The sequence below is a fragment of the Qipengyuania gaetbuli genome, from assembly GCF_009827315.1.
In the GTDB taxonomy this organism is placed as follows: domain Bacteria; phylum Pseudomonadota; class Alphaproteobacteria; order Sphingomonadales; family Sphingomonadaceae; genus Qipengyuania; species Qipengyuania gaetbuli.
Genome location: NZ_WTYF01000004.1, coordinates 21,267 through 38,407 on the forward strand (window position 1 = coordinate 21,267; position 17,141 = coordinate 38,407).

Annotated in this window: 19 protein-coding genes, 2 tRNA genes and 1 other RNA gene; 14 read left to right on the forward strand and 8 right to left on the reverse strand. The window is 64.0% G+C overall.

Features of this window, described 5'->3' with window-relative positions; translation table 11 throughout:
* Window positions 1–363 precede the first annotated feature (363 nt).
* Window positions 364–885, forward strand: a complete 522-nt coding sequence (locus GRI42_RS02380) for a hypothetical protein (protein WP_160606573.1) — start codon at window positions 364–366, stop codon at window positions 883–885.
* A gap of 211 nt (window positions 886–1,096) precedes the next feature.
* On the opposite strand, the gene GRI42_RS02385 is transcribed toward GRI42_RS02380, so the two are convergent.
* Window positions 1,097–1,173, reverse strand: a tRNA-Pro gene (locus GRI42_RS02385).
* 108 nt (window positions 1,174–1,281) lie between these two features.
* On the opposite strand from GRI42_RS02385, the gene thyA reads away from it, so the two are divergent.
* The 5 genes from thyA (at window position 1,282) to GRI42_RS02410 (ending at window position 6,559) form a co-directional block, all read left to right on the forward strand.
* A complete protein-coding gene (gene thyA / locus GRI42_RS02390; RefSeq protein WP_160606576.1) occupies window positions 1,282–2,208 on the forward strand; it encodes a thymidylate synthase in 927 nt (308 codons plus the stop codon).
* Between the two features lie 77 nt (window positions 2,209–2,285).
* Window positions 2,286–3,602, forward strand: a complete 1,317-nt coding sequence (locus tag GRI42_RS02395) for a 3-methyl-2-oxobutanoate dehydrogenase (2-methylpropanoyl-transferring) subunit alpha (protein ID WP_160606578.1) — start codon at window positions 2,286–2,288, stop codon at window positions 3,600–3,602.
* 56 nt (window positions 3,603–3,658) lie between these two features.
* Window positions 3,659–4,657 (forward strand): alpha-ketoacid dehydrogenase subunit beta, encoded by a 999-nt coding sequence (locus GRI42_RS02400; RefSeq protein ID WP_160609037.1) that lies wholly within the window; start codon window positions 3,659–3,661, stop codon window positions 4,655–4,657.
* A gap of 4 nt (window positions 4,658–4,661) precedes the next feature.
* On the forward strand, window positions 4,662–5,954 hold the full coding sequence (locus tag GRI42_RS02405; RefSeq protein ID WP_160606580.1) for a dihydrolipoamide acetyltransferase family protein: 1,293 nt from the start codon (window positions 4,662–4,664) through the stop codon (window positions 5,952–5,954).
* Window positions 5,955–5,974: 20 nt separating this feature from the next.
* The gene (locus GRI42_RS02410) at window positions 5,975–6,559 is read left to right on the forward strand and encodes a YdeI/OmpD-associated family protein (protein WP_160606582.1); all 585 of its coding nucleotides are present in this window, start codon (window positions 5,975–5,977) and stop codon (window positions 6,557–6,559) included.
* A gap of 3 nt (window positions 6,560–6,562) precedes the next feature.
* Here the strand turns inward: GRI42_RS02410 and GRI42_RS14055 are convergent, their stop codons facing one another.
* Window positions 6,563–6,685 carry a hypothetical protein gene (locus tag GRI42_RS14055; RefSeq protein ID WP_261388562.1) on the reverse strand — a complete coding sequence of 41 codons (123 nt, stop codon included), beginning with the start codon at window positions 6,683–6,685 and terminating at the stop codon, window positions 6,563–6,565.
* A gap of 176 nt (window positions 6,686–6,861) precedes the next feature.
* Between GRI42_RS14055 and GRI42_RS02415 the strand changes: the two genes are divergently transcribed.
* A tRNA-Asp gene (locus GRI42_RS02415) sits at window positions 6,862–6,938 on the forward strand.
* A 71-nt stretch (window positions 6,939–7,009) separates the two neighbouring features.
* Here GRI42_RS02415 and GRI42_RS02420 read toward each other — a convergent pair.
* From GRI42_RS02420 to GRI42_RS02435, 5 genes are all read right to left on the reverse strand, one after another.
* Window positions 7,010–7,243: a DUF2842 domain-containing protein gene (locus GRI42_RS02420; protein WP_160606584.1), complete on the reverse strand. Its 234-nt coding sequence runs from the start codon at window positions 7,241–7,243 to the stop codon at window positions 7,010–7,012.
* Complete coding sequence (locus tag GRI42_RS02425; protein ID WP_160606586.1) at window positions 7,240–7,812, reverse strand: 5-formyltetrahydrofolate cyclo-ligase; 573 nt, start codon at window positions 7,810–7,812, stop codon at window positions 7,240–7,242. Before GRI42_RS02425 ends, GRI42_RS02420 begins: the two co-directional genes overlap by 4 nt.
* Window positions 7,813–7,970: 158 nt before the next feature.
* Window positions 7,971–8,139: non-coding RNA, 6S RNA (gene ssrS / locus GRI42_RS14205), on the reverse strand.
* A 10-nt stretch (window positions 8,140–8,149) separates the two neighbouring features.
* Window positions 8,150–8,491: a cell division protein ZapA gene (locus tag GRI42_RS02430; RefSeq protein WP_160606588.1), complete on the reverse strand. Its 342-nt coding sequence runs from the start codon at window positions 8,489–8,491 to the stop codon at window positions 8,150–8,152.
* Window positions 8,488–8,679 carry a hypothetical protein gene (locus GRI42_RS02435; protein ID WP_160606590.1) on the reverse strand — a complete coding sequence of 64 codons (192 nt, stop codon included), beginning with the start codon at window positions 8,677–8,679 and terminating at the stop codon, window positions 8,488–8,490. The genes GRI42_RS02430 and GRI42_RS02435 overlap by 4 nt, the downstream gene beginning before the upstream one ends.
* A 177-nt stretch (window positions 8,680–8,856) precedes the next feature.
* Here GRI42_RS02435 and tkt point away from each other — a divergent pair, with 177 nt between their 5' ends.
* The 4 genes from tkt (at window position 8,857) to GRI42_RS02455 (ending at window position 14,059) form a co-directional block, all read left to right on the forward strand.
* The gene (tkt, locus tag GRI42_RS02440) at window positions 8,857–10,857 is read left to right on the forward strand and encodes a transketolase (RefSeq protein ID WP_160606592.1); all 2,001 of its coding nucleotides are present in this window, start codon (window positions 8,857–8,859) and stop codon (window positions 10,855–10,857) included.
* 16 nt (window positions 10,858–10,873) lie between these two features.
* Window positions 10,874–11,881: a type I glyceraldehyde-3-phosphate dehydrogenase gene (gene gap, locus GRI42_RS02445; RefSeq protein ID WP_160606594.1), complete on the forward strand. Its 1,008-nt coding sequence runs from the start codon at window positions 10,874–10,876 to the stop codon at window positions 11,879–11,881.
* Between the two features lie 10 nt (window positions 11,882–11,891).
* Window positions 11,892–13,091: a phosphoglycerate kinase gene (locus tag GRI42_RS02450; protein ID WP_160606596.1), complete on the forward strand. Its 1,200-nt coding sequence runs from the start codon at window positions 11,892–11,894 to the stop codon at window positions 13,089–13,091.
* A gap of 80 nt (window positions 13,092–13,171) precedes the next feature.
* Window positions 13,172–14,059: a fructose bisphosphate aldolase gene (locus tag GRI42_RS02455; RefSeq protein ID WP_160606598.1), complete on the forward strand. Its 888-nt coding sequence runs from the start codon at window positions 13,172–13,174 to the stop codon at window positions 14,057–14,059.
* A gap of 4 nt (window positions 14,060–14,063) precedes the next feature.
* Here the strand turns inward: GRI42_RS02455 and GRI42_RS02460 are convergent, their stop codons facing one another.
* On the reverse strand, window positions 14,064–14,468 hold the full coding sequence (locus tag GRI42_RS02460) for a hypothetical protein (RefSeq protein ID WP_160606600.1): 405 nt from the start codon (window positions 14,466–14,468) through the stop codon (window positions 14,064–14,066).
* Between the two features lie 79 nt (window positions 14,469–14,547).
* Between GRI42_RS02460 and thiE the strand changes: the two genes are divergently transcribed.
* The 3 genes from thiE to GRI42_RS02475 are packed head-to-tail and all read left to right on the forward strand — an operon-like array spanning window position 14,548 to window position 17,140.
* Window positions 14,548–15,177, forward strand: coding sequence for a thiamine phosphate synthase (gene thiE / locus GRI42_RS02465; protein WP_160606602.1), 630 nt, complete (start codon window positions 14,548–14,550; stop codon window positions 15,175–15,177).
* Window positions 15,178–15,227: 50 nt separating this feature from the next.
* Window positions 15,228–16,448 (forward strand): L,D-transpeptidase family protein, encoded by a 1,221-nt coding sequence (locus tag GRI42_RS02470; RefSeq protein ID WP_160606604.1) that lies wholly within the window; start codon window positions 15,228–15,230, stop codon window positions 16,446–16,448.
* Between the two features lie 17 nt (window positions 16,449–16,465).
* On the forward strand, window positions 16,466–17,140 hold the full coding sequence (locus tag GRI42_RS02475) for a M23 family metallopeptidase (protein ID WP_160606606.1): 675 nt from the start codon (window positions 16,466–16,468) through the stop codon (window positions 17,138–17,140).
* Window position 17,141 lies beyond the last annotated feature (1 nt).

Below are 17,141 nucleotides of genomic sequence, written 5' to 3' on the forward strand. Positions count from 1 at the left end.
ATACTGCGCACTAGTATCGGTGGCAATATACCTATTTGGTGTTCTTCAATTGAACGTTTCGCTGGGGGCGGTCGAAGAATCAAAGGTCTACATTATAAATAGAATTTTATTCTTCATTATTTGGTTTGTATACATTTGGCTTCTTGTTAGTCTTTTTGTCACCACTTTGATTGGCTTGCACTACCTTGTCGACCGGATGCATCGATAGGCCGAGCAATTTTGTTCTGGTGAAAAAACTCCGATTCATTCAGGGCTGAGGCGGATTGAAGCCGAAAATAGCAACTGCGTGAACTACGGGGATGAAGGGGCATTCACCGTGGTTTTTGCTGGCGAAACGCTGAAACAAAAGAGAGGCACTAACAAATGACTGAGATTGGCGCGGGTATCACGGCAGTTAGCCATGGAATGAAGGTGCTCGCCTGGCTTCGGCAAGTGGACAAGAATTATGATGCCGCCGAATTCAAACTGAAGATTAGTGAACTTGCTGACGCACTTTACGACGCGAAAGATGCATTGAGGCAAGCCAATGACCGTCAATCAGTAGATGCGGCGGAAATTGAACGTCTGAAATCCAACTTCAAACGTAAAGGCGAGCTTGTGCGTGGCGAGGGTAATTATCAATATTTCTCGAAGCCCAACGGGAAGCCCATCGGCTATCCGATTTGTCCCAGATGTGTTGAGCTTGAATGCCGAATGGTGGAGCTAAAACAGTCTGGTTATTACAACGAGGCTGAATGTCCTGTCTGCTCTAAATCCTACAACCCCGTAACTTGCTATTATTCGGATGGTTCTGAGGATGGCGACAGTGACGAAAAGGCCAGGCGTAAGAGCAGCGAGCAGTCGGCAAAAATCGCGGAACTAGGCCTCAAAATCAATGGTAGCTGACGCGCACCTTGCTAATCGTCACAGGGTGAAATTGACCGCTCGGGCCTCGTAGGCCGCAAAGCCTATCTTCGCGTTTCCTGCGGCCTTTCCGTGGCTTCTGGCGCAGCCACTAGGAGGTGGCGTAGATTTCCGTTTGTAGTGTATAAAGCGTTGTATAAAATGCGCCACAGGGCTGTGGGCAAGCAGTTGAAATCAATGAAGATTTCAAAAATGGTCGGGGAGAGAGGATTCGAACCTCCGGCCCCTGCCTCCCGAAGACAGTGCTCTACCAGGCTGAGCTACTCCCCGACCGGATGCTTGCGGGGCGGACCCCGCGAGGCAGAGGCGGCCCTATAGGTGTGGATTGCTGCACACGCAAGCAGGCATTTCGCGGAAAATCGGGATAGGGCTTCGGCCGTGTCCGACCAGCATTACGAACAGCAATATCTCGACCTCATGCGCCGCATCTGGCGCGAGGGTGACGAGCGCCGCGACCGCACGGGCGTAGGCACGAGGTCCGTCTTCGGGGCCATGCTCCGTTTCGACCTTGCGGGCGGGGCCATGCCGCTCATCACGACCAAGCGGGTCTACTGGAAGACCGCCACGCGCGAGATGCTGTGGTTCCTCACCGGCGATACCAACATCCGCCCGCTGGTACTGCAGGGCGTGAAGATTTGGAACGAGTGGCCGCACGCGCGCTACGTCAAGGAGACGGGCGAGGAGATCGCGCTCGACGACTTCGTCCAGCGGATCGCCGATGACGAGGCGTTTGCTGCGCGCTGGGGCGACCTCGGTCCGGTCTACGGCAAGCAGTGGGTCGACTGGCCGACCTTTCGCTATCGCAAGGACGGGCTCTACGAGAAGGGCGAGGGCATCAACCAGGTCGCCGAGGTGGTCGAATCGCTGAAAGCCAATCCGGGCAGCCGCCGCCACATTATCGAGGGCTGGAACGTGGCCGAACTCGATTCGATGGCGCTGCCCCCGTGCCACAAGACCTACCAGTTCCACGTCGCGGATGGACGACTCAACGGGCTGCTCTACCAGCGCAGCTGCGATGTCGCGCTCGGGCTGCCGTTCAACCTGTGGTCGGCGGCGCTGTTGCAGCGCATGCTGGCCGACCAGGCGGGACTCGAACCGGGCGAATTCGTGTGGATGGGCGGCGATACGCACCTGTATCTCAACCACGAACACCTCGTCGAAGAGCAGCTGGAGCGGGAACCGCAAGGTCATCCGAGGCTTGAGCTTCTGCGGCGTCCGGCCTCGATCTTCGACTACCGCATTGAGGATTTCGCGGTTCACGACTACACGCCGCACGGGCCCATCAAGGCCCCCGTCGCGGTCTGAACCGGCACCATCTTGACCGTTTCTCCCGCGTGAAATAAAATAACGCGCAAGCGTAAGATTGCGTCTGGAGAGAGTCTATGGCCGACAGGCCCCCTGCCGAGGGTGACCGGACAGCAGCGAAAGCCGGCGACAACCGCCCCGCGCTTTCGCTCCATGTTCCCGAACCCAAGTTCCGTCCCGGTGATACGGTCGACTTCTCGCATATCGAAGTGCCGGAAGCAGGCGCGCAGCCGCGCCCCGACGAAACCACCGATCCCAAGGACATGCGCGATTTCGCCTATGGCTTGATCCGCGTGCTGGGCGATGACCACAAGGCGCACGGGCCCTGGGACCCCAAGCTCGATCCCGAAACCCTGCGCACCATGCTCGGCCACATGGCCATGACCCGCGCATTCGACGAACGGATGTTCCGCGGCCAGCGCCAGGGCAAGACCAGCTTCTACATGAAGTGCACCGGCGAGGAGGCGACCAGCGTCTCGGCTTCCATGGCGCTGGCGGGCGACGACATGATCTTCCCCAGCTACCGCCAGCAGGGCATCCTGATCCAGCGCGGCTACCCGATGATCGAGATGATCAACCAGATCTACTCGAACAAGGGCGACAAGCTGAAGGGCCGCCAGCTGCCGATCATGTATTCCAGCCGCGAGCACAGCTTCTTCTCGATCTCCGGCAACCTCGCCACGCAGACCCCGCAGGCGGTCGGCTGGGCGATGGCGAGCGCGATCAAGGGCGACAGCCGCATCGCCGCGACCTGGGTGGGCGAGGGCAGCACTGCGGAAGGCGACTTCCATTCCGCCTGCCTGTTCGCAACCGTCTACAACGCGCCGGTGATCCTCAACGTGGTCAACAACCAGTGGGCCATTTCCAGCTTCAGCGGCTTTGCTGGTGCCGAGCGTGCGACTTTTGCGGCGCGCGGCCTCGGGTACGGTATCGCCTCGCTGCGCGTCGACGGCAACGACCCGCTGGCCTGCTATGCAGCGGAACAGTGGGCCGCCAACCGCGCCCGCGCCAATGCCGGGCCGACCGTGATCGAGTTCTTCAGCTACCGCGCCGAAGGCCACTCCACGTCCGACGATCCGTCCGGCTATCGCAGCGCGCAGGAGCGTGACGAATGGCCGCTGGGCGATCCCGTCATGCGCCTCAAGAACCACCTCATCGCCATCGGCGAATGGGACGAGGAACGCCAGCAGGCGATGGACCTCGAAGCAGCGGAATACGTCAAGAAGACCACCAAGGAAGCGGAAGCCAACGGCATTCTCGGCCACGGCCTGCACCATCCCTTCCGCACCATGTTCGAAGACGTGTTCGAGGAACTCCCGTGGCACCTGCAGGAGCAGGCCGAACAGGCGATCCGCGAACGCGAGACCAAGTTTCCGGGAGGGCTCGACCTGTGAGCACCGCAACGAAAACGACCGATAGCGCCGCAACGGGCACCGAACGCCGCCTCAACATGATCGAGGCGATCAACGAAGCGCTCGACATCTCCATGGCGAAGGACCCCGATGTCGTCGTCATGGGCGAGGACGTGGGCTATTTCGGCGGCGTGTTCCGCTGCACCGCCGGCCTGCAGGAAAAATACGGCAAGACCCGCGTGTTCGACACGCCGATTTCCGAATGCGGCATCATCGCCGTAGCAGTGGGGATGGGGGCATACGGCTTGCGTCCCGTGCCGGAAATCCAGTTCGCCGATTACATCTACCCCGGCCTCGACCAGCTGATCTCCGAAGCGGCGCGCCTGCGCTATCGTTCGGCAGGTGAATACATCGCCCCGATGACCGTGCGCAGCCCGTTCGGTGGCGGCATCTTCGGCGGCCAGACCCACAGCCAGAGCCCGGAAGCGATCTTCGCCCATGTGGCGGGCCTCAAGACCGTGATCCCGGCGACACCCTATGACGCCAAGGGCCTGCTGATTTCCGCTATCGAGGACAACGACCCGGTCATCTTCTTCGAGCCCAAGCGCATCTACAACGGCCCGTTCTCCGGCTATTACGACAAGCCGGTGCAGCCGTGGAAAAAGTTCGACGCCAGCATCGTGCCGGAAGGTCATTACAAGATCCCGCTCGGCAAGGCGCGTCTTGCCACCGAGGGCGAGGAGCTGACCATCATCGCCTATGGCACAATGGTCCATGTGGTCGAGGCGGTCTGCGCCGAGAAGGGCGTGGAGGCCGACATCATCGACCTGCGCACCATCGTCCCGCTCGACATCGAGGCGATCGAAGCCTCGGTGAAGAAGACCGGCCGCTGTCTGATCGTCCACGAAGCCACGCGCACTGCTGGTTTCGGCGCGGAACTCTCCGCGCTCGTCACCGAACGCTGCTTCTACCATCTCGAGGCCCCCGTCGAACGGGTCACCGGCTTCGACACGCCCTATCCCCACAGCCTCGAATGGGCCTACTTCCCCGGTCCGGTCCGTATCGGCGAGGCCCTCGACAAGATCCTAAGCGAGTAACGCGATGAGCAAGTTCACCTTCAATATGCCCGACATCGGCGAAGGCATCGCCGAGGCCGAGATCGTCCAGTGGCACAAGAAAGTCGGCGACCGCGTCCAGGAGGACGAGGAATTCGTCGACATGATGACCGACAAGGCGACTGTGCCGATGGAAAGCCCGGTCACCGGCACCATCGTCGAGGTCGCCGGCGAGGAAGGCGACATGGTTTCGATCGGCTCGATGCTGGTCGTGATCGAGGTCGAGGGCGAGATTCCCGAAGACGTCGCCGAAGAAGCGCCTGCTCCGGCACCTGCTCCCAAGGCGGAGAAGGTCGAGGAGCGGATCGAGGTGGAAACCTCCGATGCGAGTGATGCCGACGATCCGCTGGCCGCAGACCCCGAACCCGAGCCGCTGCCCGCGCCGACCCCGGCGCCCGAGCCCAAGGCCCACGCCAAGGTCCTCGCCACGCCTGCCGTGCGCAAGCGTGCCAAAGACCTCGGCATCGACCTTGCGCAGGTGAAGCCTTCGGAAGAGGGCCGCATCCGTCACGGCGATCTCGACCAGTTCCTATCGTACAACTCCGGCTATTCGCCTGCCGCGAAAACGCGCCAGGACGAGGAGAAGAAGGTCATCGGCATGCGCCGCCGCATCGCCGAGAACATGGCTGCATCGAAGCGCAACATCCCGCACTTCTCCTATGTCGAGGAGATGGACGTCACGGACCTCGAAACCCTGCGCGCCCAGCTCAACGCCAATCGCGGCGATCGTCCCAAGCTGACGATCCTGCCGCTGTTGATCACCGCGATCTGCAAGACGCTGCCCGACTTTCCGATGATCAATGCGCGCTACGATGACGAGGCGGGCGTGGTGACTCGGCACGGTTCGGTCAACATGGGCATGGCCGCGCAGACTGACGCGGGCCTGATGGTCCCCGTTCTGCGCAATGCGCACGCCATGAACCTGTGGCAGCTTGCCAAGGAAATCTCGCGGCTTGCCGATGCGGCTCGCAGCGGCACAGCCAAGAAGGAAGAGATGGAAGGCGGCACGCTGACCGTCACTTCGCTCGGCCCCCTCGGCGGGGTGGCGACCACGCCGGTCATCAATCGTCCCGAAGTCGCGATCATCGGCCCGAACCGGATTATCGAGCGCCCGATGTACGTCTCTGACGGCATGGGCGGCGAACGGATCGAGAAGCGCAAGCTGATGAACATCTCGATCAGCTGCGACCACCGCGTGGTCGACGGCTATGATGCCGCCAGCTTCATCCAGGCGCTGAAGAAGCTGATCGAGACGCCCGCGCTGATCCTCGTCGACTGACCTGTGATAGGGTGTCGGACATGAAGACCGACACCCGAGTCGATGACTACATCGCCAAGGCCGCGCCGTTTGCGCAGCCCATCCTTCGGCACCTGCGGCAAGTGGCGCATGACGCGCTTCCCGAAGGCGAGGAGGACATTAAGTGGGGCATGCCGCACTTCTGCCTCAAGGGTAAGAACGTCGCCGGCATGGCGGCGTTCAAGGCGCATTGCTCTTTCACCATCCACGGCGAGGCGAAGCACGGCGAGGGTATGGGCCAGTGCGGCAAGATCGCGGAGCTCTCCGACCTTCCCGCCGATGCGGACCTGGTCGCCCGCCTGCAGGACATCGCCGCCGTGATCGAGGCGGGCGGGAGCGCCACCGGCGGCCGCAAGAAGCGCGTACCGGTCAAGGAAAGTGCCGTGCCCGAAGGCCTCGCCGAACGCCTCGGCACGAATGCTGCGGCGAAGGCGACCTTCGATGGTTTCACCGCGGCGCAGCGGCGCGATTACGCCGACTGGATTACCGGAGCAAAGCGGGAGGCGACCCGTGCAAGCCGGCTCGACCAGGCGGTCGAATGGCTTGCCGAGGGCAAGAAACGCTACTGCAAATATGAAAACTGCTGAGCGTCAGCGGGGCCAGCCGGACGGCGCCTCGTAACAGCTGTCCTGGATATCGATGGCCGATTTGGCGGCGATCGCGCCGCCCCCGAGCAGCGCCAGCGATGCGATGAGTAATGCCCCTTGCAACATGCGACTTCCCCCGTTCCCCCACGTGGAAATGCTGGCGGCAGTGTCGCCCCCAATGGTTACTTTCGAGTAAATGCGGGGGCGGGAAAACAATCCGAAAAAAGGGGCGAAAAGCGCATTGACAGGAATCGGAGTGCCGCCTAGATGCGCGGCTCCCAAGAGGCACAGCGCCTGAATGCGCGGGTGTAGCTCAGTTGGTTAGAGTATCGGCCTGTCACGCCGAGGGTCGCGGGTTCGAGTCCCGTCACTCGCGCCACTTGGGACATTCTTCAGATCTGAAGATGCGTGAAAGCGGGGCTTCGGCCCCGCTTTTTCGTTATGCGCGCCTCATTCCTTGTCCGCAGGAGGCGACCAGCGCCCCGTTTCCATCCAGATCAGGAAGCGTCGCAGCGGCAGCAGCCAGACGAGGCCCAGGAACAGGTAGATCACCGTCTGCACCAGCGCGTTCCAGCCGCCGATCACTTCGGGCACGTAGCGCGCGACGAGGATGCCGTAGACCAGCAGTGCCAGCAGCAAGCCTATGAGGCCGACGGGAATACGCCAGGTAGGTTCGTTTCTCATGCGAAGGGTCCGTAAAGGCGGGTAGGGGTGACGACGGCATCGAGCCTGCGGTCATGCGGTTCGGTGGGCAGCGCGGCAACGAGCTGGCTGTCCCAGGCGAGCCCGATCGCTTTCGTATAGGGATTGGCTTCCAGCCAGCGGTCGTAATGCCCGCCACCCTGGCCCAGCCGCTCGCCGCGATCGGTGAAACCGACCAGCGGTACGAACAGCACTTCAGGCGACACTACCGACGCATCCACGGCGGGCTGCATCAGGCCGCAGGGGCCGACCTCGAGGTCGCTTTCCTCGAACGGGTCTTCGAACAGCGCGAATTCCATCGGCGCATTGCGGGTGGCGAAACGCGGCAGGGCGAGGGTGTGGCCCCGCTCGAACAGGAACTTTGCATAGGACGCGGCAGGCGCTTCGTGCGGATTGGCACGGTAGAGTCCGACGGTCACACCTTCGGGCAGCAAGTCGAGCAGCGGGGCGGGCGGGCGATGGAACACGAGCGCGCGCATGCTGTCGGGCAGGGCCTCGACCGTTTCACGACGCGCCGCGCGCAGTTGCTTACGAAGTTCGTCCTTGGTCACTGCCGCCTCATCTACTCGCTTACTCGTGCGTCCCCCTCCGGGCCAAAGGCCCGCAAGGCCGACCGGCCGCCCGCAGCGACGCGACCGCAAAGTCGCTTGAGCGAGGAAAGCCAAGTGAGCGGACGCGAACGCCGGCGCCTGAGGCGCAAAGGTAATGTGGCGGAACCACCATGGGTCGTTGCCGGAAAATCCTCTGACGCCTTCACGTCAGGTGGGCGCCGTATATCCGGATCGCCGGGACGAACCCGCCAACCAGGTAGGGACAGCTCCCTTGGATTGCTTATAGCCTCAGGGATGTTTCATGCGGCTCGTGCCGGGCAGTCCCGCCGCAGTCTATTTAGGAGGCCTGCGAGCGCCCCTCAAGAGCCGATGCAGCGTTTTCGAACGCAGTGGCGAAGCGTTCCAGCTTTCCGGCGACCGCATCGCTGTCGAGCGACGATCCGGCAGGTGCGGGCGAGGGTGCAGCCGGGCCGCCCTTGGTGCGGGCTTCGTCGGCCTCGTCTGCCAGCATGAGCGCGGCAAACAGCAGGTTCTTCGCCTCGTTGCTGGTGAGATTGCCGCCCATCGCCTTGAGCTTGGCATCGACGAGACCGCCGAGATACTCGATCCGCTGTTCCTGCCCGGCTGCGCAGCCGACGGTATAGCTGCGCTCGCCGACGGTGAGGCGGACCTCGCTCATCGTTCAAGTCCCGCGATCAGCGTGTCGAGTTCGGCCAGGCTGGCAGTGACCTGTTCGCGCAGCGTTTCGTGCTTCTGCACGAGTGCAGCCGAAGCCGACGGAGAGCGCGAAAGTGCGGCCTGGGTCTCTATGCGGGCGAGCGCTTTTTCGATCCTGTCGATGGCCGTCGTGATGCGCGCTTCGCTCATGGCGCGTAGAAATACCAAGAATGGCGTTGCCGCGCAAAGGTTTGGGGTGTGCTGTTGATAAGTTGCTCAAGGGTCGGCCTCGCGGGCCTGTCCCCAGCCCTCGGCTTGACCTTGTCGCACGCCTCCGCGAAGGGTGCGCGCGCGTCGAATCGGCCCTTTTTCGCGGAGATACCAAGCATGACAATCGACACTGCCCGCATGGTCCAGATGGCCAACGCCATCAGGGCTCTTTCGATGGATGCGGTGCAGGCGGCAAACTCGGGGCATCCCGGCATGCCGATGGGCATGGCCGACGCCGCGACGGTGCTGTGGAGCGAATATCTGCGCCACGATCCTGCCGCGCCGAACTGGGCCGATCGCGACCGTTTCGTGCTTTCGGCCGGCCACGGCTCGATGTTGATCTACGCGCTGCTCCACCTGTCGGGCTACGAGCGTCCGACGATAGACGACATCCGCAACTTCCGCCAGCTCGGCAGCCCCTGCGCCGGCCACCCGGAAAACTTCCTCCTCGACGGCGTGGAATGCACCACCGGCCCGCTCGGCCAGGGCCTTGCGATGGCTGTCGGCATGGCAATTGCCGAACGTCACCTCAACGCGGTCTTCTCCGACCGGCTGGTCGACCACCGCACCTGGGTGATCGCAGGCGACGGTTGCCTGATGGAAGGCATCAACCACGAAGCGATCGGACTTGCCGGCCACCTGAAGCTCGGCCGCATGAACGTGCTTTGGGACGACAACCGTATTACCATCGACGGCGATACCGACCTGTCGACGAGCGAGGACATCAAGGCCCGCTACGAGGCGACCGGTTGGCACGTGACCAGCTGCGACGGTCATGATTTCGCGGACATCCGCCGCGCGCTCGATGAAGCGCTGGCCGACGAACGCCCCTCGCTGATCGCCTGCCGCACTGTCATCGGCAAGGGCGCCCCGAACAAGCAGGGCGGCCACAATGTCCACGGCGCGCCGCTGGGTGCGGACGAAATTGCCGCCGCCCGCGAATATCTCGGCTGGGACGCAGAGCCTTTCACCGTGCCGGATGCGATCCTTGCCGACTGGCGCTCGACCGCCGAAAGCGGGAAGGTCGCCCATGCGGAATGGCGCCAGCGTCTCGAAGCCGACAGCGCGGCGCGGGCCGCGTTCGAGAAGCACATGGCTGGCGTCGGAAATCTCGCGAGCCCCGCGCTGGAAGGCTACATCCGGGACCTCGCCGCCAATCCCAAGACCGTTGCCACCCGCAAGGCATCGGAAATGGCGCTCGGCCCGCTGACCGAGAAGCTGCCCCAGCTGATCGGCGGTTCGGCCGACCTCACCGGCTCGAACAACACCAAGACCGCCTCGACCGCACCCTTCAGCGCGGACGATTACAGCGGCCGCTATCTCTATTACGGCATCCGCGAGTTCGGAATGGCCGCCGCGATGAACGGCATGGCGCTGCACGGCGGCGTTGCGCCCTATGGCGGCACGTTCCTGATCTTCAGTGACTATTGCCGCAATGCGATCCGCCTGTCGGCGCTGCAGCAGATCAACGTGACCTATGTCCTGACGCATGACAGCATCGGCCTTGGCGAAGACGGTCCGACCCACCAGCCGATCGAGCAGGTGATGAGCCTGCGCCTGATCCCCAATCTCAACGTCTATCGCCCGTGCGACACGATCGAGACGGCGGAATGCTGGGCGCTGGCGCTCGAAGCGCCGACCACGCCTGCCGTGCTCGCGCTGAGTCGCCAGAACCTGCCGCAGCTGCGCGGCGAAGGCGATGCGGACTGGAGCGCGGCGAGGAACCGTAGCGCCAAGGGCGCCTACCGCCTCAAGGCCGCCGATGCCGACCGCAAGGTCGTGCTGGTGGCGACTGGTTCGGAAGTCGAGGTGGCCATGGCCTGTGCCGCCGGCCTCGAGGAACAGGGTATCGGCGCGGATGTCGTCTCGATGCCGTGCATGGAGCTCTTCGCGCAGCAGGACGCGGCCTACCGCGCCGACGTGCTGCCCGCCGATGCGCTCAAGGTCTCGATAGAGGCGGGCGTCACACAGGGCTGGGAACGCTTTGTCGGCGTCGACGGCCTGACCATCGGCATCGACCGCTTCGGCGCATCCGCCCCGGCCGGCGACCTCTACGCGAAATTCGGTATCACCGCGGAGGCGATTGTCCCGCAAATCATCAACAAATTGAACGGCTAAGCAGGAGTTCTTCCCAATGGCGACCAAGGTTGCAATCAACGGTTTCGGACGTATCGGTCGCCTGGTGGCGCGCGCCATCCTGGAGCGTGACGACCACGACCTCGAGCTGGTGTCGATCAACGACCTGTCCGACACCAAGTCGAACGCGCTGCTGTTCGGTTTCGACAGCACCCACGGCCGCTTCCCCGGCACGGTCGAAGTGGACGGCGAAGACCTCGTCATCAACGGCAAGCACGTGCGCGTCACCAGCGAACGCGATCCCGGCAAGCTGCCGCACGCCGAAATGGGCGTGGACATCGTCATGGAATGCACCGGCTTCTTCCAGTCGGACGAAGCGGCCCGTCCGCACCTTGCGGCAGGCGCCAAGCGCGTGATCATCTCGGCCCCGGCAACGGGCGTGTCGAAGACCATCGTCTACGGCGTGAACCACGACACGCTGACCGCTGACGACGACATCATCTCGAACGCCAGCTGCACCACCAACTGCCTCGCACCGGTCGCCAAGGTCCTGCAGGACCTCGTCGGGATCGAGCGCGGCTTCATGACCACGATCCACAGCTACACCAACGACCAGCGCATGCTCGACCAGATCCACAAGGACCTGCGTCGTGCCCGCGGCGGTGCGCAGAACATGATCCCGACCACCACCGGCGCTGCCCGTGCGGTCGGCCTCGTCCTGCCGGAACTCAAGGGCAAGCTGGACGGTTCGTCGGTCCGCGTGCCGACGCCGAACGTCTCGCTGGTCGACCTGACCTTCGTCCCCGGCCGCGACACCACGGCAGAGGAAATCAACGCCGCGCTCAAGGCCGCAGCGGAAGGCAAGATGAAGGGCGTACTCGACTATACCGACCAGCCGCTCGTCAGCAGCGACTTCAACCACCACCCGGCCAGCTCGACCGTCGACAGCCTCGAAACCGCCGTGCTCGAAGGCAAGCTGGCGCGCGTCGTCAGCTGGTACGACAACGAGTGGGGCTTCTCGAACCGCATGATCGACACCACCGGCGTGATGGCGAAGTTCCTCTAAGGACACTCAGATGAGCAAATTCAGGACCCTGGACGACCTTGGCGACGTAACCGGCAAGGTCGCGCTGGTGCGCGTCGATCTCAACCTGCCGATGCATGAAGGGCGCGCCAGCGACGTCACCCGCGTCGAGGCGGTCAAAGAGACCATCCTCGAGTTGTCGGACAAGGGCGCCAAGGTCCTGTTGCTCGCGCATTTCGGCCGGCCCAAGGGCCAGCGCCACTCGACCATGAGCACCAGCATGGTGCAGGGCGATGTCGAGCGTGTGCTGGACAAGGAAATCATGTTCATCCCCGAAGTCTCGGGGCCCGTGGTGGAACAATCGATCGGTATCCTGCGCGATGGCGATATCGGGCTGCTCGACAATGTGCGGTTCTGGCCTGGCGAGGAAGCGAACGATCCCGAATTCGCGAAGGCCATTGCGGCGCATGGCGATTTCTACGTCAACGACGCTTTTTCCGCGGCGCACCGCGCCCATGCCTCGACCGAAGGGTTGGCGCATTTCCTCCCCGCCTATGCGGGCCGCGCGATGGAAGCGGAACTGAGGGCACTCGACGCCGCGCTCGGCGCGCCGCAGACGCCGGTAGCCGCCGTGGTCGGCGGGGCCAAGGTTTCGACCAAGCTCGACGTGCTCGAAAACCTCGTCGGCAAGGTCCAGCACCTCATCATCGGTGGGGGCATGGCCAATACCTTTCTGGCCGCCCGCGGGGTCGATGTGGGCAAGTCGCTGTGCGAACACGACCTGACCGATACCGCCAACCGCATCATGGACACGGCCGACCATGCCGGCTGCACCGTGCACCTGCCCTATGACGTGGTGGTGGCGAAGGAATTCGCGGCCAACCCGGCGAGCATGCGGATCTGCAACGTCCACGAGGTTGCCACGGACGAGATGATCCTCGACGTCGGCCCGCTGGCGGTGGAGGCCCTTGGCGACGTGCTCAAGACCTGCCGTACGCTCGTCTGGAACGGCCCGATGGGCGCGTTCGAGACCGAGCCGTTCGACGCGGCCACCGTGGCGCTCGCCAAGACGGCTGCCGCGCTGACGCAGGACGGCTCGCTCACTTCGGTAGCGGGCGGGGGCGATACCGTCGCCGCGCTGGCCCATGCCGGGGTGAAGGACGAGTTCACCTTCGTGTCGACCGCAGGCGGCGCCTTCCTAGAATGGATGGAAGGCAAGGACCTGCCCGGGGTCGCCGCCCTCAACAAGTAATACTCGCGTTCCTGTTGCAGCTGCGAAGAGCCCCCGCTAAGGGGCCGTGCATACCTATGCACGCACCAGCGAGGACGGACATGAATTTCGAGGAAATGCGCCAGCGTATCGCCACCGGCCAGGGCTTCATCGCGGCGCTCGACCAGTCGGGCGGATCGACCCCCAAGGCGCTCAAGGGCTACGGCATCGAAGAGGGTGCCTGGACCACCGAGGACGAAATGTTCGGCCTGATCCACGAAATGCGCCAGCGCATCATCGAGGCGCCCTGCTTCGGCAATGGCAAGGTCATCGGCGCGATCCTGTTCGAAAAGACCATGGACGGCCAGAGCGGCGGCAAGAGCGTGCCCCACCGCCTTGCAGAACGCGGCATCGTTCCTTTCCTCAAGGTCGACAAGGGCCTCGAGGGCGAGCGTGACGGCGCGCAGCTGATGAAGCCCAACCCGGGCCTCGAGGACATGTGCAACCGCGCCCGCGATCTGGGCGTTTTCGGCACCAAGATGCGCAGCGTCGTGAAGTCGGCCAACCCCGCCGGCATCAAGGCAGCCGTGCACCAGCAGTTCGCCGAGGGTGCACGCATCTTGTCCTGCGGCCTCGTGCCGATCCTGGAACCGGAATACGACATCACTGCCGCCGACCGTGCGGAAGGCGAAAAGATCATGCTCGCCGCGATCGAGGAAGGGCTGGATGCGCTGCCGGAAGGCCAGCAGATCATGCTCAAGCTGTCGATCCCCAAGGAAGCGGGCCTTTATTCGGGTCTCGTCGGCCACCCCAAGGTGCTTCGCGTCGTGGCTTTGTCGGGCGGCTATTCGACCGACGAGGCGTGCGAATACCTGGCGCAGAACCCGGGCATGATCGCCAGCTTCAGCCGCGGCCTGCTGCAGGACCTGCGCGCCACGCAGAGTGACGAGGAATTCGACGGCACGCTGTCGGGCGCGATCGACCAGATCCACGCCGCCAGCATCGCCTGACGACCTACCTGCTTTCGTAGACGAAGCGATAATCGCCGGGCGCCAGTTCGCGCCCGGTGGTGACCTCCGGCGCGCCCGAGACGAGCGCGATCACGCGGTCGTGCGTACCATAGTCTTCGCCCAGCGCGATATTGGCCGTGTCGCGCCAGCCCGCACCATCGATGCGGGTTTCGACCACGAGGCGGCCCGCCCACACGCAGCGCGCATTCACCGGGCAGCGGCTGTCCTCGACCACGCGGCGGGGCGTGACCACGATATCGCCCACGCGCACCGGCTGGCCGATGGCCACGGGAGTGCCTTCGGCACGCGGCGTTCCTTCCACGATGGGCGCATCGGGCACCACCGCGCAGGCGGCGATCGCGGGGAAGAGCAGGGCGGCTGCCACTAGGGCGAGGGGGCGTTTGGTCATGACGCAAGGATAGGCCGCGCGCCGCTTTCGCAAATCTGAATGTCGACGAAGCGCGTTTCTGGCGATACGAAGCGCCGCGATGACCGATACCCCCTGCCAACTCTACCTGATTTCGCCGCTCGACGTGTCGGGCGATTTTCCCGCACGCCTCGAACGCGCGCTCGACGCAGGCGCAGGCCTCGTCACGGCCTTCCAGTTCCGCGTGAAGGGGCTGGACCAGCACGAGGCTGCTGCGCTTGCCGAACCGCTGCAGGCGATCTGCGCCGCGCGCGAGGTCGCCTTTATCGTCAATGACGATGTTGGGCTGGCCAAGCGGCTCAAGGCCGACGGCGTGCATCTGGGGCAGGGCGACGGCGATCCTGCCGACGCGCGCGAGGAACTGGGCCGCGAGGCGCAAATCGGCGTGACTTGCCACGGCTCGCGCCACCTCGCGCTGGAAGCGGGCGAGGCGGGGGCGGACTATGTCGCTTTCGGCGCATTCTACCCCAGCACGACCAAGGCGACCGAGCACACGGCCGAGCTCGAACTGCTCGAATGGTGGAGCGAGATGGTCGAGATCCCCAGCGTCGCCATCGGCGGGATCACGCCCGACAATTGCCGTCCGATCGTGGAGGCAGGGGCCGACTTCCTCGCCGTATCGGGTGCCGTCTGGAACGGCGACGAAGTGGCAGCAATCAAGGCCTTTGCGGAGCAAATGTCGGTAAAGTGAGTTGTTTCTCCCGAAGGGACGGGTCGCGTCCCGTAATTTCGGGAGTTCCCATGCGCCATTTCCTGCTTCTCGCCGCATCCTGCGTAACCCTTGCCGCCTGCGGGCTGGACGGGGCCGAAGAAACTGACCAGACCGGCACTGCCGCCGCCCGGCCTGCCGCGCCCGACCAGGGGTACGAAACCTATGGCGAGGACAATTACGCCGACGCGATGGCCTCGAACGACGCGGCCTATGGCAAGGGCGATGCGATGGCGGCAGATGCCGATGCCATTCCCGATTCTGAAGAACGCCCGGTCATGCAGGCACAGGTCGTGCTCGACCGGATCGGCTTCGGACCGGGCGTCATCGACGGCAAGATGGGCATGAGCACCGAGAACGCGCTGCTTGGTTTCCAGGAAGCCAACGACCTCGATACCACGGGTGAACTCGACGAGCCGACCCGGGCTGCGCTGGCGGAGTGGGAGCAGATACCTGCGACCCGCGTGGTCACCATCCCGGCAAGCTGGGGCAAGACCGACTATCGCTCGATCCCCGAGGATCCGGCCGAGCAGGCGGAAATGGAGAGGCTTGGCTATCGCTCGCTCGACGAGCGGCTGGCCGAACGTTTCCACACCACAGTCGCGGTGCTGAAGGAACTCAATCCCGGCGGTCAACCTGCGGGTGCGGCGCAGGGCAAGGGCCCCAATCCGCAGCCAACGCCGACCCCCGACATCGCCCGGCCCGATGGCGAGGAGCCGAGTTATTTCCAGGTGGGCCAGCAGATCCGCGTGCCCAATATTGGCGCGGATGCCATCAAGCCCGGCTCGATCGACGACAATAACTGGCAGCGCACGCTCGCTTCGCTCGGCGTCGGCAGCGAGCAGACCGAAGTCGACCGCATCGTCGTCAGCAAGGCAGGCAGCACAATGCGCGCCTATCAGGGCGACAAGCTGGTGGCCCTGTTCACCGTGTCATCCGGGTCGAGCGAATTTCCCCTGCCGCTGGGCGAATGGAAAATCCTCGGCGAGGCTTACAACCCGCCCTATTCCTATGATCCCGAAGTGCTCGGCAAGGGTTCGGGCGAGACCTACAAGCTGCCTGCCGGACCCAACAGCCCGGTCGGGGTCGTGTGGATCGACCTCAGCAAGGAACATTACGGCATCCACGGCACGCCCGAACCCGATACTATCGGCCGTGCCCAGAGCAGCGGCTGCGTGCGGCTGACCAATTGGGATGCAGCGCGGCTCGCACAGATGGTCTCGCAATCGACGCAGGTGATATTCGAAGCCTGATGGGTTAGGGTGGACCCATGAACCTTGTCGATCGCATCCTCACCATCGTCATCACCGCCACGATTACCAGCGCGATCTGGATCGTGGCGGGCGGCACGCTGATTGAGAATGCGAGCAGCGAAAGCCAGCGCAAGAACACGCGCCCGGCAGAGGCTGCACCCAGTCCCGTCGCTGTGCCCACCGATGGCGAGACCGACGCCTCTGCCGCTTCGCTCGACAGGGCAGGGCCGACCGCTCCTGCCGACAGCGACGGGCGGCAATTGCTCATTCCGGTCAAGAACATCCGCCCGTCCGACCTAACCGACACCTTCAGCGATTCGCGCAGCGAGGGTGTGCGGCTGCACGAGGCGATCGACATCATGGCACCGCGCGGCACCAGCGTGGTGGCGGCAGGCCCGGGGACGGTGGAGAAGCTGTTCCGCTCCGATGCGGGCGGCAACACGATCTACGTGCGCTCACCCGATGGCGAGACGATCCATTACTACGCCCATCTCGACCGCTATGCCGAAGGGCTCAAGGAAGGCCAGCGCGTGCGCCGCGGCCAGCGGCTGGGAACGGTAGGGTCGAGCGGGAATGCCTCGGACGAGGCTCCGCACCTGCATTTCGCGATTTTGCAGACCACGCAGGACGCCGAGTGGTGGGAGCCCGCAAACGCGGTCAATCCGTTCCCGCTGCTGACGGCGGGGCGCTAGG